The following is a 23,215-nucleotide window of genomic DNA, read 5'->3' on the forward strand; positions in this document are numbered from 1 at the left end:
GCAATAGAGCAGCAGTCCGGAGTAGATCAGGTAAATATAGCAGTGTCTCAGATGGATACAGTAACACAGCAAAATGCCGCTTTAGTAGAACAGTCATCAGCAGCAGCAGAATCATTATTAAATGAGGCTAGAGAGCTTGAAAATGCTATGAGTTTCTTTAAATTAAAATAATAAGTATTTAATTAATATAATTATAAAAAATAAAACGTCTGATAATAAAAATTATCAGACGTTTTTTATTAAACACTAAAAAACACTAAAGAGTAATATCATCAATAATTCTTATCTCTTCATCGGTTAAATTCATTTTATTAATTATTTTTAAATTTTCTATTATCTGGCTTGGTTTTGATGCCCCTATTAATACGCTTGTAATTTCTTCATCTTTTAAAACCCATCTTAAAGCCATTTGTGCTAATGTCTCCCCTCTTTTTAATGCCAAATCATTAAGAGCTTTTATTTGTTCTAATTTTTTTCTTGTTATGACATCACGTTTTAAATATCTTCCATCTGCTGCTATTCTGCTGTCATCGGGTATGCCATTTAAATATTTATCAGTTAATAGACCTTGTGCCAGCGGACTGTATGCTATTATACCTTTTCCTAATTTTTTGGATTTTAATTTAAGACCGTTATTTTCTATAGTTCTATCAAATATAGAGTACCTGTTTTGATTTATAATAAAAGGCACATTTGCTAAATATAATAATTTTGAAGCCTTTTCTATATTAACTCCGTCATAATTAGAAAGCCCTGCATATAATGCCTTTCCGCTTTTTACTATTCTTGTTAATGCCTCTATAGTTTCTTCTAATGGAGTTTCAGGATCCATTCTATGATGATAAAATATATCAACATATTCTAAATTAAGTCTTTTTAAACTTTGATTAATACTTGCTATAAGATATTTTTTGCTTCCCCAGTTGCCATATGGTCCTTCCCACATGTCGTATCCTGCTTTTGTGCTTATAATAAGTTCATCTCTGTATTTAGATAATCCGTCATTTAATATTTTACCCATACTAATTTCAGCAGAACCATAAGGAGGTCCGTAATTATTTGCCAAATCAAAATGAGTGATACCATTATCAAATGCTGTTTTAATCATTTCTTTCATATTGCTGTAATCACATTCTGCACCGAAGTTGTGCCAAAGACCCAATGATATTATAGGAAGTTTTAATCCGCTTTTTCCGCATCTGTTGTATATCATATTATCATATCTGCTTTCAGAAATTTGCATTTTGAATCCTTTATAGAAAATATTTTATGATTTTTAATAATATTTGTTTATACATATTAAGTATAGATTTATTATGATATTATTCAAGTATAAAATGTAAAAATTATTTTAATTTTACTAAAATAATTTCCGATACTTAATATAAGTTCATAATTTTACAATAAAAGCAATATGCGGAGGCGTCATGTTTAAGAGAGTTTTAATTGCTATTGGTTTGATGATTATAATGATAGGATGTGAAACTATTAAGCCAAAAAATGATAATAATAATACCGTAAAGGAAGAAAGTAAAAAAGAAGAAACGGTTACTAGAGAAGAAACTCCAAAAATGAAAGTTACTGTTTATGGAGCTGACAGAGAAATACAGGCTGTAGAGCTTAATGATAAAGTTTATTATGTTTTAGGCGGAAAAGATGTTGAAAACATGACAGAGCAGGAAATAAAAAGTTCATCTATAGTAGCACCTTTAAAAGTAACAGAAGAAACTGTAAACGGTACTAAAGGTATAATTGTAACATATTATGATGTTAAAGTATTTTTGGGAAAAAGAACAGGCACAGGTACTACAGTAGGAATATTTGAGCCGCAAAAAAATGCTTGGACTACAGGCGATGATATAGATAGAAGTCAGGCTATACAGATAAAATTATCAAGAGGAATAGCAGGTCCTATAGATATAAAAAGAGGAAGCATATCTTTAGCATTTAATTAATTTTTAAGAATAAATTTTTGAGTTTAAACACTGTTTTTATTTGCTTATAAAAGCAGTGTTTTTTTATATTATCAATAATAAAATTATTTATTTGTGTATAATTCATATAATTTGCTTGCCACTAGATCTATTGAGTATGGTGTGCTGTTTATTTCAAATGCATATAAGTCCCATCTGTACGGATCTATTATTTGAAATTGTATTATATATTCATTTGTATTATATCTGCCTATTATATCTATATAACGCATATAATCATCTTCAGCTATAAAGTCATGCCATTCTACGCTATTAAACGGAGATATTAGTTCTTCTATTTTAAGATTAGGATATGATGTAAATGAGCTCGATTTTATTAAATCAATAGCATTAAACTCTCTGCTTTTAATATCTATTATATTATTAGCATCTTCTTTAATATTTAATCTATACTGTTTACTTTCCTTTTTCGTATTGCATGAAAGAACAAATAATAAGGTTATTATTGATATAATATAAACTTTATTCATTTTCAAAATCCGACACTTATAATTGAATATATTATCGGACTTAATAATATTTTTTTTATACATTATAAAAGTCATTTAATTGTAAGTATTATTCAAATATATTATTATATTTTTAATATTTATAAAACTTTTTATACTTTTTATTTAACATTTCCTTCAAAATCTATAGTGATTTTCTTTCTGCTTCTAAATTGAATCTTATAGTCTTTGCTTCTTTTTTGAATTTGTATAACTTTTTCTTCTGGGAATTGTTTTTTTACAGTATTTTTTACTTTATCTTCAACATATTCTATAGATATTTCATCTCCTCCTCCGCTTATAGTTTTCCATTCGCCCTTTCCATTAACATATATTCTAAGTCCCCCTTTAAATATAAGGGCATAGCTTCCTCCAGTTTCAGTTGCTCTAAATAAGTAGTAATCAGCAAAATAAGTATCAGCAAATGTTATAGCAGCTCTTGGAACTTCACTTATAGCCACTGAGGCAGCAAAAATATAAGATGATATTACAAACAATATTAATAAAGTATACGCAATTTTTTTCATTTAATATCCCCCTTAATTATATAAAAATTATTATACACTATAAAAAATATAGTTACAAGTTTTTATAATTTCGCACTTCCTGCTATATAGTATCTTCCATCTGTAGAGCCTTGAAAACCTATATTAAATTCAGCAGGACCCGCTTTAAACTTACCAAATATTGCATATTCCAAATAAGCCTTAGCTTCTCTGTCTTTTATATGCACCATCTCTCTTAAAGCAATGTTTAACATATACCATTCAAAACCTTGTTCCAAACGTATATAATGAGCATCATTTTCTCTCCAAGTGTATTCAGCAATAGCATTAAGCCAAATAGTTTCACTCATAAGCGGGAATCTGAATGCAGCAGAAGCCTGAACAAGAGAATCAAATAAAGATATATGATAATTTTCAGGTTCTCTTCTATTTTCATGTTCATAAATAAATCTGAACTCAATATTCGGTATATTAAATCTAAAAAGAAGAGATTTAGGAATACTATGTCTGAAATCTCCCTGAGAATATGCCAGCTCATAATGATTACCAATAAACCCTACCCTTATACCAGGTCCGTTTAATACTTGAGGTATATAGTAGTCTGGAGTATCAATATTTGCAGGGTTCAAAGTAGGGTCATAATAATGAGGCATTAACATAAAAGTGGTGGTATTTATATCAAAAGCAGCTCTTCCTCTAGCAGAAACTAATATTCTATCAATAAATATAGCCTGTACTCCGCCGTCATAAAGTCCTGCATTTCCTTTTATATATCCATATTTAGTGTCTGGGTTATGAGTATCAAAATATCCGAATGCTGTTATAAATCCTGTAAATTGTATATAATCATTATGGAATGTTTGACCAATGGTAGCAAATGTATCTCTCATATTAAAAGTATTTGTAAGTATAGCATAAGAAAATGTTGCAGTTAAATGAAATTCTATTGGATATTTTTGAAAGAAACTTAAATTAGTATCATTAGGATTCGGCAAAGTTCTTTTATAATCATCTCTGAAATAATCTGGTTTTATATATTGCGGAAGTTCATTGTTTCCTTCTCTTCCTATAAACATATCAAATGCATTAGGAAGTTCAGGCATTATAGCATTTGTATATTTGGACTGAGCATTTAAGATGTACGAAGATAATAAAAATATTATAGATGCTGTTATTATTGTAATATTGTTTTTCATAAATAATCCTAAAATAAAATATCAGATATAATAATTTAAAACCTGCAAAAAGTAAAGATTTTATTAACTATAAAATATTGACAGTTAATAAAATCTTTATATTAAAAAATTAAAAAATAAAAATAAAAAAATTATTAAAATTTAATCCATTTTAAAGAAAGTCATAATCTGCTTTAGATTCTGAGCCTGTTCTAATAATTCTTTAGCAGATGTACTGGTTTCATCAACTAAAGAGGCATTCTGCTGAGTGATACCGTCTATTTTAGATACAGCTATATTTACCTGATCTACTCCAGTCTGCTGTTCTACTGCTGTAGTGCTTATTTCCTGCATTATTTTTGCCGTGCTTTCTATTTTTGATTGTATATCATCAAATATTTTTTGTGATTCTCTTGCTGTTTCTGCAGATTTGTTAATCTTGTCATATATGTTTTCTATAAGCAAAGTTATATCTTTAGCAGAAGCCTGAGAGTTTTGAGCTAAGTTTCTTACCTCGCTTGCTACTACAGCAAAACCTCTTCCTTGTTCCCCCGCACGTGCCGCCTCTACTGAAGCATTAAGTGCAAGTATGTTTGTTTGAAATGCAATGTCTTCTATAGTTTTTGTAATATTTTTTATTTTTTCACTTGCCTCAAAAACTTCTTCTATATTTTTTGTAGTTTCAGCAATTACATTAGCACCATTTTCAACTGCATCTTTTGAAGCCATCATCATATCATTTCCTTCAACAGAATGCGAAGCAGATGACTTTATAGTAGAAGCCATCTCTTCTATGGCAGATGAAGTCTCTTCAAGACTAGCAGCTTGAGATTCTGTTCTAGCTGATAAATCATCACTTCCGTTAGTAAGATTTACAGCTGCATTATTTATTTGTTCTGAAGTTTGATTAACCTCATTAATAATTTTTACCATAGCATCTCTCATATTTTTAAATGAAAATGCTATATCGCCGATTTCATTTTTCTTGAATTTAAATTTTCTAAGTACAAACTTACCTCTTGACATTTCTTCTGCTTCTTCTACAAGAACTTTCAAAGGACTTATAAGATTTTTAATATATAAGAATCCGATAACAAAACTTAGTACAATTCCTACTACTCCTATTATAATCCCCATCTTCAATATTTCTGTACTTTTCTGTTCAATAAAACTTAAAGGCATAGAAAAACCAACTTTCCAAGGCTGATCTCTAAGAGAATTATATAAACATACTTTAGTCATACCATCATTTTGGAATTCTAATTTTCCCTCAGTATTATTAACTATTGTTTTTATCTCTACAGGAGCTAATTTACCCACTTCGCTTGGTACATTATGCATTACAAGTAAAGTATCCTTATTGAACACCCATAGTCTTATCCAATGAGTAAGAACTTCCCCGGCAGTAATGGATATTTCATCTATGACTTTCTGCCAATCTACTATAATTAATAAACCTCCAAGGTAACGATTATCTATCTTTGAATGTACAGGAGCAATTATAGCAGTGATCCATTTACCATCAGAATTTTTATATATAGAATCGGCTAAGGTAGGTTTTTTTACAGGTTCATATCTTCTCCATAAGTCCGGATATAGATCAGCTGCTTTTTTACCTACATCAGCATTATTTCCTTCTGAATTATTTAATATAGTTCCATTGGTTTCTATTAGAGATAAGCTTTGGGCATAAGGATTTTTTTCTCCAACTAATTTCATTGAATTTATAAGCTCAGTTTCATCTGCAGGGTTTCTATATTCCATATAATTTATTACAGATGAAAAAGAAGCATAAGTGTCTGATAAAATTAACTGATTTTCAATGAGAGAATCAAAAAAAGTTGAATATCCTTTTATTGTAGTTCCAAATCCATCATAAGTAGATTTATCTATAGCTTTTTTTGACATATGTACTAAAACAGATATAGAAACGATTAAAAGCAATGCAATAAAAACATTAACTACAATGGGAATTTCTATAGATAAGCTATTAAATTTCTTTTTCATAAAATAATCCTTATTCATAATATATGTCAAATAATTAAATAGTATAGTATTTTAAATATGTAAAGTCAAATTTTTTTATATTTTTACGTGTATATAGTGTTTTTTGCTTTAATAATATTTTTTTTTGGAAAAATATACATTATATAGTAAAATAACTATAATGAATTTGACTTTTATCTTTTTTGTAGTACAATATATAAACATTGACAGTATATTAATTTTTAGAATAAATATACTTTTAATGTTTATTCCCAAAATCTCATTTTAATTTAAATAAAGGAGAAAAAATCGTGAAACTCCCAAAAGTCAATGATTTAGGCTTTTTCGAGATACGTCTCGAAAGTATCGGCGGAATGGGTGCTAATAGTGCAGGTAAAATGCTTGCAGAAGTAGGTGTTTTATCACAAGGCTACTATGGTGCAGCATTCTCTAGTTATGGTTCAGAAAAAAAAGGTTCGCCTGTTAAATCTTTTGTAAGATTCTCAGAAGATGAAGTTAGAGTGAACTCTACTGTAGAAGAACCGCATGTTGTGGCAGTATTCCACATGAATCTTCTTAAAAACCCTATGACATTAGCTGGAGTTAAAGAAGATGCTATTGTTATCTTCAATACTAATAAAACTCCTGATGAGGCAAGAGACTTTGCTAAACTTCATGGCGGTAAAGTAGTTTGTGTTGATGCTATAAAAATCGCTAATGATTTAAAACTTCCTTCTCAGGCAGCTAATACTATCATAATGGGTGCTATGGTTAATCAGCTTGATTTTATAGATTCTGCTAAATTTGAAGAACAAATCAGAAAACAATTCGGCGGAAGAAAAGCTGAATTAGTAGAACCTAATATTGAAGCTTTCAGAAAAGGCGGAAGTGAATCTGTAGTTAAAGATTTCCCTGCAGACGGAAAATATCCTTATATACCTTATAAAAAACCGGAACCTGTTTATGGTAAAAACAACCAATTAACAGGCGGTTATATAAGCGCTGCTGGTAACTCTACTTTAAAAGATTTACAAGTAACTCGTACAGGTCATATTCCTGTATTCAATCCTAAAAACTGTATTGACTGTGCTAACTGCGAAGTTGTTTGTCCAGACCTTTGTATAGTTTGGGAAAAAGGACCAGACAGAAAAGATGCTAGCAAAACAGCTATGAATATGATGGGTATTGATTATCAATATTGTAAAGGCTGTTTAAAATGTGTAAGAGCCTGCCCTAAAGGACCTTATGCTGCTAAACAATATCCTAAAGAAGAACAAGCTTTAAGAATTGAAATAGAAGCAGAATGTAATGTTCCAGAACTTACATACAGTCGTTATAAAAAATAATAAGGAGCGAATAAATGGCTAACAAATATAATCTTGCAGAACAAGAAAACATACTTGAAAGTGGTAATGAATTAGCAGCCATTGCAGCCGCTCAAATCAATTATCACGTTATGGGTTACTACCCAATTACGCCTTCTACTCAGATTGCTGAGTATTTGGACGAAATGAAAGCTAATGGAAGACACACAGTATGCATGATCCCAGGTGACGGTGAACATGGTGCAGCTGGTATATGTTACGGTGCAACTACTGCAGGCGGCAGAGTATTTAATGCTACTTCTGCTAACGGTCTTCTTTTTGCTATGGAACAATTACCTGTTCAAGCTGGAACTAGATTCCCTATGGTATTAAATGTTGTAAACAGAACAGTTTCTGGTCCGCTAGATATTAAATGTGACCAATCTGACATAATGATGGCTCTTAACACTGGTTGGATTATCATTATGGCTCATACTACTCAAATGGTTTACGACTTCAATATCTTTGCTTTGAAAATCGCTGAAAGAGCTAAATTACCTATTATAGTTTCTTCTGACGGTTTCTTTACTTCTCACCAAAAGAAAAAAATTCACCTATTCAAAAATGACAAAGATGTTCAGGATTTCTTAGGTAAATATACCCCGGAAGTTACTTCTGTTGAACCAGGAAAAAATCCTGTTACAATCGGACCTTACATGAATGAAGATGAATTAACTGGAAGTAAATTACAGCTTTCTCAAGCATTAGAAGATGCTCGTGCTATAATTTTAGATGTATTTGAAGAATTTGCTTCTCTTTCTGGAAGAAAATATCATCCTATAGAAACTTACAAAATGGAAGATGCTGAAGTAGCTTTAATGCTTTGCGGTTCTGCTTATGAAACTGGTACTTTGGCTGTTGATGAAATGAGAAAAGCTAATCCTAACCTTAAAATAGGTGCTTTCGCTATCACTCAAATTCGTCCTTTCCCTGAAAAAGAATTACAAAAATTATTAGCTAATGTTAAAGTTGTTGTAGTAGGCGACAGACAAGATTCATACTCTGGTATGGGTGGTAATATGTCTACTGAAATCAGAGCTGCTCTTAAAAATGATCCTAGTAACAAATCTTCTATCGTTAGCAGAGTTTATGGTCTTGGCGGTACTGAGTTTACTTTGGAAAAAGCTAAAGAATTATTTGATTTAGGTTTAAAAGAATTAGCTAACCCTGGTTCTGTAGAAAAACACTCTTACTTAGAACAATATATGGGTGATCCTAATGTTAAAATGAAACCTATACATGAACCTCTTACTTTGGAAAGCCAAAAATCTGGTATCACTGTTACTATGAATGAACAAACTCATAAACTTGAAGTTAAAACTCCTCCTCTTAGAGAATTAACTGGTAAAGCTTATCGTTATGCTCAAGGTCATGGTGCTTGTAACGGCTGCGGTATCTTCTCTGGTATCAATACTTTCATGAAAGGTATAGAAGGCGAAGTTGTTCTTTTAGTACATACTGGCTGTTCTATGGTTGTTACTACAGGTTATCCTTACAGCTCTTACAGAACTACTTATGTTCACAACTTGTTCCAAAATGGTGCTGCTACTCTTTCTGGTATAGTAGAAATGTATCATGAAAGAAAAAGAAGAGGTGAAATCGAAGGACCAGAAGATCCTACTTTCATAATGGTTACTGGAGACGGCGGTCATGACATAGGTATGGGACCTTCTATTGGTGCTGCTATCAGAAATCACAAAATGATTATATTAGAATATGATAATGAAGGATACATGAACACTGGTAACCAATTATCATTCTCTACTCCATTAGGACACAGAACTTCTACTTCTAACGTTGGTAAAGCTGAAGTTGGTAAACAATTCAACCACAAAGACGTAGCTCAAATATTTGCTGGATGTCATATCCCTTATGTTGCTACTGGATGTGAAGCTTATCCATTAGATTTAGTTAAAAAAGCTGCTAAAGCTCAATGGTATGCTAATCATCATGGTACTGCTTTTGTTAAACTTCTTATCGCTTGTCCTTTAAACTGGAAATCTCCAGATGACATGGGTAAAGATGTTATCAAAGCTGCTGTTGACTGCTGTTTCTTCCCATTGTACGAAATAGAACATGGTATCACTACTATAACTAACCTGGTAGCTGATGATAAAAAACAGCCTGTTACTGAATGGCTTAAAATGATGGGTAAAACTAAACACCTTCTTAAACATCAGGATATACTTGATGCATTCCAAAAAGAAGTTGATAGAAGATGGTATCGCTTAAAAGCTATGCATGAAAGTCCTCTTCTATAATTAGTTAAAGCTAAGAATTAGAATAAAATACGGCTGCTTGCTCTTAGAGTAGGCGGCCGTTATCTTTTGCATTTTTATATATTATAATGATTGACAAAGTATTATTATATGATAAAATTTTTAGAGAATATTAAGAATAAAATGTATTAAAAGTAATTATGTCTGAAAATATTAAATATACAACTCTATATGTAAAAAATTTTGCGAAAATAAAAGAAGCTAAAATTGAATTATCTCCATTTACTTTATTTATAGGTGATAACAATAGCGGAAAAAGTTATTTAATGACTTTAGTTTATGGTTTAATAAAATATACAGCAACAATAATTAATATAATATTTAAAGATAAGAAAAATGTTGAAGAATTATATGAATATAAAAAAGTAAAATCTATTATAGAAAATTGTATAAATAACTTAGATTTTGATAAAGAAGTTGAATTGTCATTTGAGGAAATTGAAATTTTTATAGAATTATTCAACTTTCTTTTAAATAAACATTCCAATGAAGTGATAAATTATATATTTAATTCTGAAAATGAAATAAAATTGGAAAGTATAAAATTAATATTTAATAATAAAAAAATAAAATTTATATTTGAAAAATCTAAAAATATTCAGAATAATAAAGAAATTAATGAGTTTTTTATACAGGTACACAGACAAAATAATGTTAAATATGGAGTAGGATTTGAGCTTAATAATGATGATATTAATTATAATATGATAATTATTGGAATAATTAATTTTATAATAAATAATTATTTTTATAATGGTCTTATTCCATTTATTTTTACTAATAGGGAAATATTTTTACCTGTATCAAGAACTGGTTTTTTATTATCAAGAAATGATATATCTGCTTCTGCAAGAGCTTCAAAGTATGACCGATATGCTGAAAAAAATAATCAATATTTATCAAGACCTATTATGGACTTTTTAGATAATTTTGATGAGTTATCCAAACAAAAAAATGATATTGAACATATGACAAAAAAGTTATATTTAATGTTAGATTTCATTGAGAAAAATATGCTCTTTGGTAAGATAATGATAAATGAAGAAACTAAGAATATATATTATAAACCAGAAAATACAGAATTAGAGTTTCAAATGTATCTATCATCGGCTGTTGTAACAGAACTAGCACCTTTATATTTATTTTTGAAATATGGATTTATAAAAAGAAAATTACTTATGGAAGAGCCTGAAATATCTTTGCATCCAAAGCTGCAGCAGCAATTAACTAGGCTTTTTATAAAGTTAATTAATTCTGGCATTAATGTAATGATAACTACTCATAGCGATACTATTGTTCAGCATATAAATAATATGATTAAATTAAATAACAATAAAGAAGATGTAAAAAAAGAATTGATTAAAAAATATAATTATGATGAAGATGATTTAATTTCAGAAGATAAAGTGAGAATGTATCAATTCGATATAAAAGAAGACGGATTTACTGAAATAACAGAAATAAAAGGAAGTAAATACGGATTTCAAGCTCCTACGTTCCATAATTACTTAATGCAGTCATCAGAAGAATTTGAAGCTTTTATTGAAGATTTGGATAATTAAAAATATGAGAGAGCTATACGAAAAAATAGAAAAGCTAAATAAATATTATAATAATTTTTTTGATTTTGATATTGTAGATAGTAGTCAGTTTATTTATAATGAGAATATAGATAATATTGATGTAAGATATAATATTAATATTCCTTATAATGAATGTATTTTAATAACAAACATTGAAGGCGATAATAAATTTAATCATTTATCATTTAGAAAATCATCAGATATTATTTTAATTTCCAAAAATATCAATGGATATAAATTAGATATCATTGAAATGAAATCGGCTATTACAGATAGTAATATTAATAAATTATCATATCAATTAATAAATGGCTATTTAAGAGTAATGACAGTATTATCTCCATTGCATTTAGACATTAATAAAATAAATTTATATGTTTCTTTTTATGATGACAATAGTTTAACTAAAAATCTTTCAACTCTTATTCCTTCTAAGCAACAACTAATGAAGTATGATATTGATAATTGGAAACAAAGTCAAATATATTTAAAAAATATCATTCCAAATAAATTTTTTAATAGCAATAAACTTAATATAATTAAATTAAAATATGATGATTATAGAGAGAATAACAATGAAACAATTATAAATATTTCTTAAAATTATTAAGTTTATATAATTAGAGAATGAAATATATATAAATAAGCGGAGACAATAATCCCCGCTTACATTAATAAAATAACAATGAAAAAATAAATTATTTAGTTATGAACTCTTTTATTTTCTTAGCAGCTTCTTTTAATAAAGGTATATCCTGAGTTAATGCTATTCTAAAATAATTTTCACTTCCAAAAGCAACACCAGGTACTACAGCAACTCCAGTATTATCCAATAATCTCATAGAAAAATCTAGTGAAGGCTCATTTGAAAATTTAGAATAGCCCACAAATAAATAAAATGCCCCACGTGGTTCTATTACATCAAATCCTAAATCATTTAATTCTTTAGCCAAGAAGAAAGCACGTTCTTTATAAATATCTCTGAAACTCTCTATAACTGGATAATTTTCTAAAGCATACTCTGCTATAGCACATGAAAGAGAAACCATACTTCCTACATTGTTAAAGCTTGCATTAACTATATATTTTCTTACTTCTTCAGGTGCTATGCTGTATCCTATTCTCCAGCCAGTCATAGAATGCGATTTTGAAAAACCGTTTAATACTATAACTTTGTCTTTTATAGAAGGATAAGAAGCAAATGATGTAAAAGGATAAAATGATATAGCAGAATATATTTCATCAGCTATAACAAAAATATCTTTTTTCTCAAAGTATTTTACAAGCTCGTCCATTTCCTCTTTTTTGAGCATATATCCGGAAGGATTGCCCGGATTGCTAAATAGTATAGCTTTAGTTTTATTGGTAATAACTTTTTCTATATTTTCCGGCTTTAATACCAAATGATCATCTCTAGTATCTAAAAATACTGGTTTGCCGTAAGAAAGTTTTACAGCCTGCTCATAAGGAGAGAAAAACGGAGTAGGTATTATAACTTCATCATCTATATTAAGTATAGTTCTAAATACTGATGATATACCTTCCATAGAGCCTATATGCATAGTAACATTATTAGCATTAATATCAGAGCTGTAATATTTATTATAATGCTTTGCAACTAAACTTCTTAAATACTCGCTTCCGCCAGACTGAGTATAAGTTAGTGCATGTGTCTGAACATACTGACAGCCATAATCAATAAGTTCTTTAGGAGGCTGTAAGTCTGGTTCGCCTATTGTAAGCATTATAGCATTTTCTTTTTTCTGTGCTTTTTCTGTAAGTTCCCTTATAAGAGAGTAGGGTACTTGAAGTATATTTTTATTTAATTCCATGATAATCTCCATTATTGTATAAGATATTATTATATATAATAATATCTTATTTGTCAATTTTTATTATAAAAAAGTAGAAATATTTTTATAATAAAATTATTTTAATGATAAAGCAATATTTTATATATTTTATATCAATTAATTTTAATATATAAAATTGTTGTATTTGTTATTAATTGAATCGTGAAAAAGAAGTCTTTTTTATAAAAGCAGACATAGTATAAGTATAAATACATAATTATAAAAAATACTATAATATATATTAATTTAGTTTTGAAAATATTATTATGATTATAATAATTGACAAATAAAGTATTTTCTATATAATTATTATATATAATACATTATTAGGAGAATTTTTTATGGGTATTTCAGATGAAAAAGATTTATATGAAGCTGTAAAGAATAAAGAAGATTACATAGAGATAGAAGGTGATTTAAAAGAAAAAGTTTTAAAAATTAAGGCAAGATGAAAAGTAGCTTGGGTTATAGCTATAGGAGGTGTTGCTGCTGTAGTTTTATTAATATTAACTAGATCAAACCCAGCAGCCATTAAAACCAACGAAAAATTATTTAAAAATGCAATACAATATTTAGGAGCAGATATAGCACCATCTGTAATATCTATATTTGCTATAGCAGGCAGTGTGCCAGCTGCTTTATTATTTTTTAATTCTTTAAGAGATTATAAAATAATAGAAAATACAAATGAAAAAGTAGTATTAAAAAGAAAATAATCATTATATAAAAAGCCTTTCTATATTATTAATATAGAAAGGCTTTATTTATACAAAGAATAAAAATAATATTATATTATTTTCTTAAATCATCTACTAATTTAGTTTTATCAGCAGTTTTTTCATCTTTAGTTTTTACTACTTTAGCAGGATTTCCAGCAACCACTTGATTTTCTGCAACATCTTCTATAACAACAGCACCCGCACCAATAACAGCATTTTTACCTACATGTACGCCTTCGATAATAACAGCATTAGCACCTATTACAACATTATCTTCTATAATAACAGGCTTAGCAGAAGGAGGTTCAATAACACCTGCAATTACAGCTCCTGCACCTACATGGCAGTTTTTACCCACAATAGCACGTCCGCCTAAAACAGCACCCATATCTATCATAGTACCTTCGCCCACTTCAGCACCTATATTGATAATAGCTCCCATCATTATAACAGCATTATCTCCGATTTTTACTTTATCTCTGATTACAGCACCGGGCTCAATTCTGGCATTAACAGTAGAATAATCCAAAGTAGGAACGCCCGAATTTCTTCTGTCATTTTCCAAATAGCAGTCTTCTATAAACTTTTTATATTCTGTTAGTATATTCTGTATCTCTTCATATTCTCCAACCATAAAGTGGAAATTACCAGATGAGAAAATTTTTACGCTTGTATTTGTGACTATATTATTAGGCAAATTTCCTCTTATATATACTTTTACTGGTGTTTTTTTCTTAGAATTTTTAATATATGCAATAATATCTTCTGACTTTTCTAACATATCCATTTCTCTATTCTCCTCAAATAAATTTTCTGCTTAGTAATGGGGTATTATTGAATTATTATTAGTTATTTTATGATAAAACTTCTTTCATTCTGTAAAGACCTGGTTTTTTACCTATAAGGAATTTAGCAGCTTTCACAGCACCATTTGCAAATATTCTTCTTGAAGTAGAAGTATGTTTTATTTCAATAATTTCATCATCGCCGTAGAAAATAACTTTATGCTCTCCTACAACAGAACCGCCTCTTACAGAATGTATGCCTATTTCTTTTTTATCTCTTACATGCAAACCATTTCTTCCATTAACTAATGACATTTGATTATCCAAAGCATCATTAATAACATTGTAAAGGCTTTTAGCAGTACCGCTTGGCGAGTCTACTTTTCTATTATGGTGAGTTTCTATGATTTCAATATCAAAACCAGTTAATAGAGGTGCAATTTTAGCAACAATTTCATTCATCAAATTAATACCAATACAAGTATTAGAAGATAATACTATAGGTACATGATTAGAGGCTTCAACTATTTTAGCAAGTACAGTTTCATCATAACCAGTAGTACAGATAACCATAGGTATATTATTTTTTACACCATAGTCTATCATAGCTGGAAGTCTTGAAAAATGCGAGAAGTCTATTATCATATCGCCTTTTTCATCAGTAAAATCATCAGCAAAAGCAGATATTTCAAATTCGCCCTCTTTTTCAATAACTTCTTTTAACATAGAGCTCATAACTCCTGTTCCATGTATCATTACTTTCATATTTTTACTCCGTTTTTTATATTTTTTATTAATTATTTTATTAATCCGTATTTATTAAGCGTTTGTCTCACTTGCTCTCTGTTTTTTTCACTTAAAGGACCTAATGGAGAGCGGCATTCTCCTACATCAAAACCCATCATATTCATAGCTTCTTTTATAGGCACTGGATTAACCTCTATAAACATAGCCCTTATCAAATCTATATATTTAATCTGTGCATTTACTGCTTCTTTAATATTTCCGTTAATATAATTCATAACCATATCATGATTTTCTTTAGGTATAATGTTGCTTGTAACTGATATTACACCTTTAGCACCTAAAGCCATCATCGGAGTTACCATATCATCATTTCCAGAGTAAATATCCAATTTAGGGGCAATATTAGCAATATCAGCTACATAACTAATATCTCCGCTTGCCTCTTTTATACCTTGAATATTAGAAACTTCGGATAAAGTTTTAATAACGCTGAGTGATAATTTAACTCCAGTTCTTGAAGGAACATTATACATTATAACTGGACATTTTACACTGTTTGCTATCTGCGTAAAGTAATCAATAAGTCCGCTTTCATTACCTTTATTATAGTACGGAGTTACTGCCATCACTATATCAGCACCATATTCATAAGATTTTTTACTAAACTCTACTGCAACTGATGTAGAGTTAGTTCCAGTTCCTGCTATTACTAAAGTTCTTTTTTTAGTACGCTCTATGCAGAATTTTATCACTTCCATTCGCTCTTCAAAATTTAAAGCTGCACTTTCTGCTGTAGTACCTGCTGCAACAATAGCATCTGTTTTGTTTGCTATTTGAAACTCAATAAGCTCTTCTAATTTCTCATAATTAATTTTGTTATCTCTTGTAAATGGTGTTATTAAAGCTACACCTGCTCCTTCAAATAATGACATATTTAATCTCCTTTAATTATATATTGCATTTTATTTTTTACCATAGTAAAATATTAAAAAATAATTATGTTAAGATATAAAAAAATCTTTATTTTTATATGTATTATATGCATTTAATATTTGTATTTTTACCCCTATATTTATAGCATTTTCGTCTATATCAAAAAGTCCGTTATGAATTGGAACATTTATTTTATCATTGGACACTCCCAAACTAAAAAAAGCACCTTTTACCCTTTGAAGATAATAACTAAAATCTTCAGTTGTCATGTTGGCATTTTCTTCAAGGCAGTTTTCATTTCCTAAAACACTTGAAGAGGATTCTCTAACAATATTAACCGCCTCATCATGATTAATCAAAGCAGGATAAGACGGTATATTAACAAACTCTCCCAAAGCCCCAAAACTTTCTGATGTATTTATAACAATATTTTCTATCATTTTTAATCTTCTATTTCTAGTTTCATCATCGCATAGCATTCTTATAATACCTTTCATCTTTACATTATCCGCTACTATATTGCCGGCAGTTCCTCCGTTTATACTTCCTACATGAAGTCTTATAGTATGATCTGTAAAGGCAGAAATAAAACTATGAAGCTGAGTTATAATATGAGAAGATACTATAATAGGATCAACACCGTTATATGATTTAGCTCCATGTGCTGATTTCCCTTTGATATTTATTTCAAACATATTAGAACTAGCATACATTGCTCCGTATGTAGTGCTTACCTGTCCTACTCTTATTTCAGGGCGTACATGAAGTCCGTAAATAGCATTGACATTTTCTAAAGCTCCTTCATTAATCATAGGCAAAGCTCCGCCTGTAGTCTCTTCAGCAGGCTGATATATTAGCCTAATATTGCAGGGAGGTTTTATATCTGAAAAATATTTAGCTATTCCTGTTAATACTGTCATATGCACATCATGTCCGCATGAATGGCATATGCCTTTATTTTTTGAGGAGTATGAACAGTTTTTTTTATTATCTTCCATAGGCAAAGCGTCCATATCGGCTCTGAATGCTATAGTAAAGTTTTTATCCTCTCCTTCAATATCTGCTATTATACCTGTTTTTGCTATTTTTGTTTTATGATTAATATTTAATGATTTTAATATAGAAGAGATTTTTTCTGATGTTCTAAACTCTTCAAAGCCTAGTTCAGGGTGCGAATGCAAATCTCTTCTTAAATCTATTAAAAAGTCTTTCATAGACAAAAGAATATTTTCTGATATTATAGAATTATTCATTATTATATACGCCTTAATATTTTTTAAACAATTATATCATACTGATATAAAATATTACTTTTAAAATTAAAAAATATATTAAAATTAGTTTTTTAGAATTATTAAAAAAGATTACTTCTTAGATTTTGATAGATTACGTTTGAAAGATTTATAGAATTTAGAAAGCTGAAAAAAGATATTAGCATTATCAGCGGTGTTTGAGGTGGTAAAAATACGGCACTGGGCTGTATTGGTTATGAACGAAATATACATTCCAAACTCCTTATAAATTATTGATAGTATTATTATATGTAATAATATCGTAAAAGTCAAGAATGAGAATATTATTTTTTAATAAAAAGTATTAGTCATTGAAAAATAAATGTATTAATTAAAATAATCAAGTATAATAAGTTTATTACACAAAAATAATTGACAAATTTTAATACTTTAGTTATATTTTAATAAGAAGTTACAAAATATTTTTGGATTATGAAAAAAAATAAAGTATTGCCTTATATATTAATACTGCCTGCTGTTGTAATTATGACAGTATTTGTCTTGTATCCTATAATAGTTACATTCTTTTACAGCCTTAAAAAAATGAAATTAACAGATCCTAAAGATACAGCATTTATAGGTTTTGATAATTATATATATACTTTAAAATCATTTGATTTTTGGTATTCGCTTCAAAACAGTATAATAATAATGATTATAGTAGTTATAATATGTATATTATTAGGACTTTTATTTGCAAGCATACTTAATTTTGAAAGCCGATTAAAGAATATACTTATGGCTATAGCTGTTATACCTTGGGCTTTGCCTCCAGTAGTTAATGGTATACTTTGGAAATGGATATTCTATCCAGGATACGGATTTCTTAATAAGATTTTATACAATTTAAATATTATAGAAGAACCTATACAGTATTTGTCTAATAGATATTCATTAATGCTTATTATAGCAATAGTTGTTGCTTGGAGGAATATACCATTTTGTTCTATTGTACTTCTTTCATCTATGCGTGCTATACCTGATGTACTTTATGATGCTGCCAGTATTGACGGAGCAAATAAATTTCAAATGTTTACAAGAGTAACTTTGCCGCTTTTAGTACCTGCTTTGGGTATTATTATAACTTTCACATCTATATCAGCAATAAATGTTTTTGATGAGGTTATAACTATTTCAGGTTACAGCAATTTAGGAAAAACTATACTTCTTGAAGACTACATGACAACATTTTCTTTTCTTGATTTTGGAAGAGGAAGTGCATTAACATATTTAGTTATGATAGTATCTGGTACTTTAGGAATATTATATATAAAGTCTATGTCTAGGAAAATTGACTATTTATAAAACATTTTAATAATTAATATTTAAGGAAAAAATAAGACATCAATATTTATGAACAATAAAAAAAATAAAAGCAAAAGAATAAATTTTTTATATTATATATCAGTAATATTTTTTGTATTAATAATTTTAGGACCTATAGCTTGGGCTGTAATTGTGAGCTTTACACCGGAATATGAGATGTTTAAAAACACTTCTCATTTTCTGCCTAAAGAACCTACAATGGATAATTATATAAAAATTTTCACAGCCTCTTCCAGACAATCTAAAATGTTTTTTATAGGAGTATTTAATTCTGTAAAGACAGCTTTTATAACAATATTTTTATGTCTTCCCTTTTCAATTATGTGTGCATATGCTGTATCGAAGATGAAGTTTAAAGGCAGAAACATAGTAAAAACTTTGATACTTATCTCTATGGCAATACCAGCATTTACAACTATAATACCGCTTTATAGAATGTTCTCATTAATGTCATTACTTGATAATCTATTTGCATTATCTTTGGTATATGTAACTTCATTTTTGCCAATTAATACTTGGTTAATATCAAATTATTTTGAAACCATACCTACAGAAATAGAAGAGGCATCTTACATAGACGGCTGCAATGAAATAGATGTTCTTTTCAGAGTAATGATTCCAATATCAGCACCTATTATATTATCAGCATTTCTTCTAGTATTTCTGATGTCTTGGGGACAGTTTCAAATACCTCTTATTTTGGCAAGCTCGGCTGCTACAAAGCCTATATCAATAGTTGCTTCAGAATTTGTATCCAAAGACACTATACAATACGGCATAACAACTGCAGCTGGACTTTTAGCTATATTTCCGCCTGCATTGCTCGCTGTAATATTTAGAAAATTCCTAGTAAAAGGCATGACAGGCGGCAGCGGCAAATAGTATAAATATTATACTAACAATTATTAAGTTTGTAAAAAAATATATTAGACTTGTTTCAAAACTCAATTTCTTAATATTTATAGTTTTTTAATTTAATATTTTTTTAATTATAGTTGGGGCTTTGCTGCGAAGCACACAGCCGTGCCAAACCCCACTTCTTTTGCCGTCTAGGCACCTACTCGGTGGTGACCCAAAGAAGCAGGCACAGCCCGCAGTCGCGAAAGACTGCATGTTTATATACTAAAACGATAATTTATATAACATATAAAACATTATTTTTATAATTGATAAATTATAAAATTTTATACATAATCTTGTCAAACAAGTCTATTTTTAATTATACAGAATGGCTTTTGCAGGCGAAATACTATATTTTTAACAAAATTATGCAGCACATATCAACTATATACGAAATTTACAAAATAAAATTGTTTCAGTATATATTATTTTTTGTTAAAGCACTCTAAATCTTGACTTTTAAAGAATATTATGTATAATATAGTATTGGAAGTAATATATTTATTTAAGGTTATTTTTAGTGTTTGATAATTTAACGAAATCTATATCTAATGTATTCTCTAAAATACATGGCAAAAAAGTGCTGACCGATAAAGATATAACCGATAGCCTTCTTACTATAAAAGAAGCTCTATTATCAGCAGATGTATCTTTAGAAGCAGCCAATAAATTCCTAGAAGAAGCTACAAACAGAGCTATAGGAAAAGAAAAAATAGAAGGCGTAGAACCTGCCAATCAATTTATAGCTGATGTTCATGATACTTTGGTTAATATGATAGGCGAAGGTGAAAGCGGTCTTAAATTAGAACCTGTAGAAAAAACTACTATCACATTATTATTCGGTTTGCAGGGTTCTGGTAAAACTACTACAACAGCTAAATTAGCAAAATACTATAAAGATAAAAGACGTGTTATGATGGTTGGTCTTGACGTACACAGACCTGCCGCTATGGAACAGCTTGCCGTACTTGCAAGAGAAGTAGGGGTTCCATACCATATAGACACTAAAGAGAAAAAAGCATATAAAATACTCAAAAAAGCTCTTGCTATAGCCAAAAAAGAACAGTACAACATGATATTAGTTGATACTGCAGGACGTTTGGAAATAGATGAAGATATGATGATGGAGCTTAGACGTGTTGTAAACTCTGCTGATGTTACTGAAAAATTATTGGTTGTAGACTCTACTGCAGGTCAGAGTGTTTATGATGTTGCTAAAAGTTTCCAAAGCAATATAGGAATAAACGGCGTAATACTTACAAAATTTGACTCTGGTGTAAGAGGCGGTGCCGCATTATCATTAAAATATGCTACAGGCTCTCCAGTAAAATTTGTAGGTGTTGGCGAACATATAGATGATATAGATGTATTTGATGCAAAAAGAGTTGCAGGTCAGATACTTGGTATGGGCGATATTGTAAAACTTGTAGAAAAAGCCCGTGCCGCTATAAGCGAAAAAGAAGCTAAAGAAATGCTTCAGAAAGTTATAGAAAATAACTTCGATTATAATGATTTCTTAAAACAAATAGAAGCTACCACTAAAATGGGCGGCATCACTAAAATGACGTCTATGATCCCTGGTATGGCTAATATTGATACAGAGCTTTTAAGCCGTGAAGAAGAGAAGTTTAAGAAATATAAAGCTATTATACAATCAATGACCAAAAAAGAAAGATTAGCCCTATTTCCTTTGAATAATTCAAGAAAAATGAGAATATCTAAAGGAAGCGGTCAAAGTGTTTATGATGTAAATCAGTTAATAAAACAATTTACTATGATGAAAAACATGATGGGCAGTACTAAAAAGATGGATAAGCTCGCAAAGTCCCTAGAGGGTATGGGTATGTCTATAGATGATTTAAACAAATTAATGTAATAAACTTGGAGGAAAATAAAGGTGGTAAAATTAAGATTAAAACGTATAGGTCGCAAACATGAGCCTCATTATCGTATTGTAGCAGCAGATGCTCGTTTCCCACGCGATGGTCGTTTTATTGAAGAGCTAGGTTGGTTTAACCCTAAAGCTAAAGATGTATTGTATAAGTTAAATGTAGAAGGCTTAAAAAAATGGCTTTCTAACGGTGCACAGCCAACTTATGTAGTAAAAAGTATTCTTGTTAAAGAAGGTTTGATGGAAAAAGATAAAGGTGCTCCGCTTGAACGCAAGAAAAAAAGAGCATTGAAAAATCCTGAAAAAAGACGCAAACATCGTAAACAAGCTAAGCCTGAATCTGCTGAGGAGAAAAGCGAAGCTTAATTTACGTCTTATAATATATAAAGGAGTGTGCTATGACGGAAGAAAAAGAGCTTATTGAGTATTTGGCTAAAAAATTGGTGGATGAGCCTGAGGGTGTGAGTGTGAAAGTTATTGAGGGTGAGAAGAGTACGATTCTGGAATTGAAAGTGAACCAAAGCGACATAGGTAAAATTATAGGTAAAAGAGGCCGTATTGCTCATGCATTACGTACTATTCTTTTTGCAGCTTCCATGAAAAGTGGTAAACGTGTAATGCTTGAGATTATTGACAATTGATTATTTTTTACGCAAAAATTACAGGCATACATGGTTTAAAAGGAGAGGTTGAAATGGCTTTTTCCGATAAAAGTTATTTCGCCTCTCTTCCTGTTTTAAATAAAAACACATCTATCATTATTAACGATCAAACTTTTACCGTTATAAATTTTAAGAAAAAAAATAAGTCTTTTGTACTCGCCCTAAAAGATATTGATACTTTAGAAAAAGCTAAAGAATTAATAGGTTTTGATATATTTATTGATTCTTCCAACCTTCCAGAGCTTGACAATGACACATTTTATGAAGCAGAATTAATTGGATATAAAATAATAGACAATGATAACAACATATACGGTGAAATAACAGATGTATACTCTATACCTTCTAATTATGTCTTTGAGATAAAACTAGCTGAAAACGGAAATATAGTCTCTATTCCTTTTGTTCATGCATATTTCGGAAAAGCTAATAAAACTAATAAATCAATACAAATTATTCAAAAACCGATATTTGATGATGAGTAATTATTTAATAATACCTAAACAAATATATTTTGTTGTGTAATCATTCATTTTTTAAAAGTACATCTATTATAGAAATTGCCTTTTTAAATCTTGACTGATAATCTCCGTTTATAGAATGATATCTGATATTAAAGCTGTCAAGCATATATTTTATTTGACTGCTGTATTTTTCTCTGTTGTTTTTTATTACTTCGCTTCTGTCTCCGTCCTGAACAAAATCAACATCAGGTTCTAAAAATAATACGGC

21 protein-coding genes and 1 pseudogene are annotated in these 23,215 nt (G+C 29.3%); 11 read left to right on the forward strand and 11 right to left on the reverse strand.

Annotation, left to right across the window (positions count from 1 at the left end):
* Positions 1-256: 256 nt before the first annotated feature.
* On the reverse strand, positions 257-1,243 hold the full coding sequence (locus Q1X91_RS08450; RefSeq protein ID WP_300755808.1) for an aldo/keto reductase: 987 nt from the start codon (positions 1,241-1,243) through the stop codon (positions 257-259).
* A gap of 184 nt (positions 1,244-1,427) precedes the next feature.
* On the opposite strand from Q1X91_RS08450, the gene Q1X91_RS08455 reads away from it, so the two are divergent.
* Positions 1,428-1,955 carry a hypothetical protein gene (locus tag Q1X91_RS08455; protein WP_300755811.1) on the forward strand — a complete coding sequence of 176 codons (528 nt, stop codon included), beginning with the start codon at positions 1,428-1,430 and terminating at the stop codon, positions 1,953-1,955.
* A gap of 83 nt (positions 1,956-2,038) precedes the next feature.
* Here the strand turns inward: Q1X91_RS08455 and Q1X91_RS08460 are convergent, their stop codons facing one another.
* From Q1X91_RS08460 to Q1X91_RS08475, 4 genes are all read right to left on the reverse strand, one after another.
* Complete coding sequence (locus tag Q1X91_RS08460; protein WP_300755814.1) at positions 2,039-2,464, reverse strand: hypothetical protein; 426 nt, start codon at positions 2,462-2,464, stop codon at positions 2,039-2,041.
* 140 nt (positions 2,465-2,604) lie between these two features.
* A complete protein-coding gene (locus Q1X91_RS08465; protein WP_300755819.1) occupies positions 2,605-3,009 on the reverse strand; it encodes a PepSY-like domain-containing protein in 405 nt (134 codons plus the stop codon).
* Between the two features lie 62 nt (positions 3,010-3,071).
* Positions 3,072-4,184, reverse strand: coding sequence for a hypothetical protein (locus Q1X91_RS08470; RefSeq protein WP_300755822.1), 1,113 nt, complete (start codon positions 4,182-4,184; stop codon positions 3,072-3,074).
* Between the two features lie 141 nt (positions 4,185-4,325).
* On the reverse strand, positions 4,326-6,170 hold the full coding sequence (locus Q1X91_RS08475) for a HAMP domain-containing methyl-accepting chemotaxis protein (RefSeq protein WP_300755825.1): 1,845 nt from the start codon (positions 6,168-6,170) through the stop codon (positions 4,326-4,328).
* 290 nt (positions 6,171-6,460) lie between these two features.
* Between Q1X91_RS08475 and Q1X91_RS08480 the strand changes: the two genes are divergently transcribed.
* The 4 genes from Q1X91_RS08480 to Q1X91_RS08495 all read left to right on the forward strand — a co-directional run bounded on the left by Q1X91_RS08480 (position 6,461) and on the right by Q1X91_RS08495 (position 11,976).
* Positions 6,461-7,495 carry a 2-oxoacid:acceptor oxidoreductase family protein gene (locus Q1X91_RS08480; RefSeq protein WP_096737684.1) on the forward strand — a complete coding sequence of 345 codons (1,035 nt, stop codon included), beginning with the start codon at positions 6,461-6,463 and terminating at the stop codon, positions 7,493-7,495.
* A 14-nt stretch (positions 7,496-7,509) separates the two neighbouring features.
* Positions 7,510-9,774 carry a thiamine pyrophosphate-dependent enzyme gene (locus tag Q1X91_RS08485; RefSeq protein ID WP_300755835.1) on the forward strand — a complete coding sequence of 755 codons (2,265 nt, stop codon included), beginning with the start codon at positions 7,510-7,512 and terminating at the stop codon, positions 9,772-9,774.
* A gap of 158 nt (positions 9,775-9,932) precedes the next feature.
* Entirely contained in the window at positions 9,933-11,354 is a 1,422-nt protein-coding gene (locus Q1X91_RS08490; RefSeq protein ID WP_300755838.1) for an AAA family ATPase, read from the forward strand.
* Between the two features lie 4 nt (positions 11,355-11,358).
* Positions 11,359-11,976, forward strand: coding sequence for a hypothetical protein (locus Q1X91_RS08495; RefSeq protein WP_300755841.1), 618 nt, complete (start codon positions 11,359-11,361; stop codon positions 11,974-11,976).
* Positions 11,977-12,073: 97 nt separating this feature from the next.
* Here the strand turns inward: Q1X91_RS08495 and Q1X91_RS08500 are convergent, their stop codons facing one another.
* The 5 genes from Q1X91_RS08500 to Q1X91_RS08520 all read right to left on the reverse strand — a co-directional run bounded on the left by Q1X91_RS08500 (position 12,074) and on the right by Q1X91_RS08520 (position 17,665).
* A complete protein-coding gene (locus Q1X91_RS08500; protein WP_300755844.1) occupies positions 12,074-13,207 on the reverse strand; it encodes a pyridoxal phosphate-dependent aminotransferase in 1,134 nt (377 codons plus the stop codon).
* A gap of 813 nt (positions 13,208-14,020) precedes the next feature.
* The gene (dapD, locus tag Q1X91_RS08505) at positions 14,021-14,734 is read right to left on the reverse strand and encodes a 2,3,4,5-tetrahydropyridine-2,6-dicarboxylate N-acetyltransferase (RefSeq protein ID WP_300755846.1); all 714 of its coding nucleotides are present in this window, start codon (positions 14,732-14,734) and stop codon (positions 14,021-14,023) included.
* A 67-nt stretch (positions 14,735-14,801) separates the two neighbouring features.
* Positions 14,802-15,497 carry a 4-hydroxy-tetrahydrodipicolinate reductase gene (dapB, locus tag Q1X91_RS08510; RefSeq protein WP_300755847.1) on the reverse strand — a complete coding sequence of 232 codons (696 nt, stop codon included), beginning with the start codon at positions 15,495-15,497 and terminating at the stop codon, positions 14,802-14,804.
* A gap of 32 nt (positions 15,498-15,529) precedes the next feature.
* Entirely contained in the window at positions 15,530-16,411 is an 882-nt protein-coding gene (gene dapA / locus Q1X91_RS08515; protein ID WP_300755850.1) for a 4-hydroxy-tetrahydrodipicolinate synthase, read from the reverse strand.
* Between the two features lie 69 nt (positions 16,412-16,480).
* Positions 16,481-17,665: a M20 family metallopeptidase gene (locus Q1X91_RS08520; protein WP_300755852.1), complete on the reverse strand. Its 1,185-nt coding sequence runs from the start codon at positions 17,663-17,665 to the stop codon at positions 16,481-16,483.
* Between the two features lie 471 nt (positions 17,666-18,136).
* On the opposite strand from Q1X91_RS08520, the gene Q1X91_RS08525 reads away from it, so the two are divergent.
* The 6 genes and pseudogenes from Q1X91_RS08525 (at position 18,137) to rimM (ending at position 22,968) form a co-directional block, all read left to right on the forward strand.
* On the forward strand, positions 18,137-19,009 hold the full coding sequence (locus Q1X91_RS08525) for a carbohydrate ABC transporter permease (RefSeq protein ID WP_300755855.1): 873 nt from the start codon (positions 18,137-18,139) through the stop codon (positions 19,007-19,009).
* Positions 19,010-19,057: 48 nt separating this feature from the next.
* Complete coding sequence (locus Q1X91_RS08530; protein WP_300755858.1) at positions 19,058-19,912, forward strand: carbohydrate ABC transporter permease; 855 nt, start codon at positions 19,058-19,060, stop codon at positions 19,910-19,912.
* 538 nt (positions 19,913-20,450) lie between these two features.
* Entirely contained in the window at positions 20,451-21,806 is a 1,356-nt protein-coding gene (locus Q1X91_RS08535) for a signal recognition particle receptor subunit alpha (RefSeq protein WP_157154343.1), read from the forward strand.
* A gap of 21 nt (positions 21,807-21,827) precedes the next feature.
* Positions 21,828-22,070 (forward strand): annotated as a pseudogene (rpsP, locus tag Q1X91_RS08540) (30S ribosomal protein S16); the annotation flags it as partial.
* A 149-nt stretch (positions 22,071-22,219) separates the two neighbouring features.
* Positions 22,220-22,462 (forward strand): KH domain-containing protein, encoded by a 243-nt coding sequence (locus tag Q1X91_RS08545; RefSeq protein ID WP_008726607.1) that lies wholly within the window; start codon positions 22,220-22,222, stop codon positions 22,460-22,462.
* Entirely contained in the window at positions 22,459-22,968 is a 510-nt protein-coding gene (rimM, locus tag Q1X91_RS08550) for a ribosome maturation factor RimM (protein ID WP_300755865.1), read from the forward strand. The genes Q1X91_RS08545 and rimM overlap by 4 nt, the downstream gene beginning before the upstream one ends.
* A 40-nt stretch (positions 22,969-23,008) precedes the next feature.
* Here rimM and Q1X91_RS08555 read toward each other — a convergent pair.
* Positions 23,009-23,215 (reverse strand): AAA family ATPase (locus Q1X91_RS08555; RefSeq protein WP_366945507.1); only part of this gene is annotated, 207 nt, incomplete at its 5' end.

The sequence above is a fragment of the uncultured Brachyspira sp. genome (genome assembly GCF_949287625.1).
Classification (GTDB): Bacteria; Spirochaetota; Brachyspiria; order Brachyspirales; family Brachyspiraceae; genus Brachyspira.

Coding starts and splice junctions, on each gene's coding strand:
- Q1X91_RS08450 (WP_300755808.1), bottom strand. CDS start 1,243: ATGCAAATTTCTGAAAGCAGATATGATAATATGATATACAACAGATGC.
- Q1X91_RS08455 (WP_300755811.1), top strand. CDS start 1,428: ATGTTTAAGAGAGTTTTAATTGCTATTGGTTTGATGATTATAATGATA.
- Q1X91_RS08460 (WP_300755814.1), bottom strand. CDS start 2,464: ATGAATAAAGTTTATATTATATCAATAATAACCTTATTATTTGTTCTT.
- Q1X91_RS08465 (WP_300755819.1), bottom strand. CDS start 3,009: ATGAAAAAAATTGCGTATACTTTATTAATATTGTTTGTAATATCATCT.
- Q1X91_RS08470 (WP_300755822.1), bottom strand. CDS start 4,184: ATGAAAAACAATATTACAATAATAACAGCATCTATAATATTTTTATTA.
- Q1X91_RS08475 (WP_300755825.1), bottom strand. CDS start 6,170: ATGAAAAAGAAATTTAATAGCTTATCTATAGAAATTCCCATTGTAGTT.
- Q1X91_RS08485 (WP_300755835.1), top strand. CDS start 7,510: ATGGCTAACAAATATAATCTTGCAGAACAAGAAAACATACTTGAAAGT.
- Q1X91_RS08490 (WP_300755838.1), top strand. CDS start 9,933: ATGTCTGAAAATATTAAATATACAACTCTATATGTAAAAAATTTTGCG.
- Q1X91_RS08495 (WP_300755841.1), top strand. CDS start 11,359: ATGAGAGAGCTATACGAAAAAATAGAAAAGCTAAATAAATATTATAAT.
- Q1X91_RS08500 (WP_300755844.1), bottom strand. CDS start 13,207: ATGGAATTAAATAAAAATATACTTCAAGTACCCTACTCTCTTATAAGG.
- dapD (WP_300755846.1), bottom strand. CDS start 14,734: ATGGATATGTTAGAAAAGTCAGAAGATATTATTGCATATATTAAAAAT.
- dapB (WP_300755847.1), bottom strand. CDS start 15,497: ATGAAAGTAATGATACATGGAACAGGAGTTATGAGCTCTATGTTAAAA.
- dapA (WP_300755850.1), bottom strand. CDS start 16,411: ATGTCATTATTTGAAGGAGCAGGTGTAGCTTTAATAACACCATTTACA.
- Q1X91_RS08520 (WP_300755852.1), bottom strand. CDS start 17,665: ATGAATAATTCTATAATATCAGAAAATATTCTTTTGTCTATGAAAGAC.
- Q1X91_RS08525 (WP_300755855.1), top strand. CDS start 18,137: ATGAAAAAAAATAAAGTATTGCCTTATATATTAATACTGCCTGCTGTT.
- Q1X91_RS08530 (WP_300755858.1), top strand. CDS start 19,058: ATGAACAATAAAAAAAATAAAAGCAAAAGAATAAATTTTTTATATTAT.
- Q1X91_RS08545 (WP_008726607.1), top strand. CDS start 22,220: ATGACGGAAGAAAAAGAGCTTATTGAGTATTTGGCTAAAAAATTGGTG.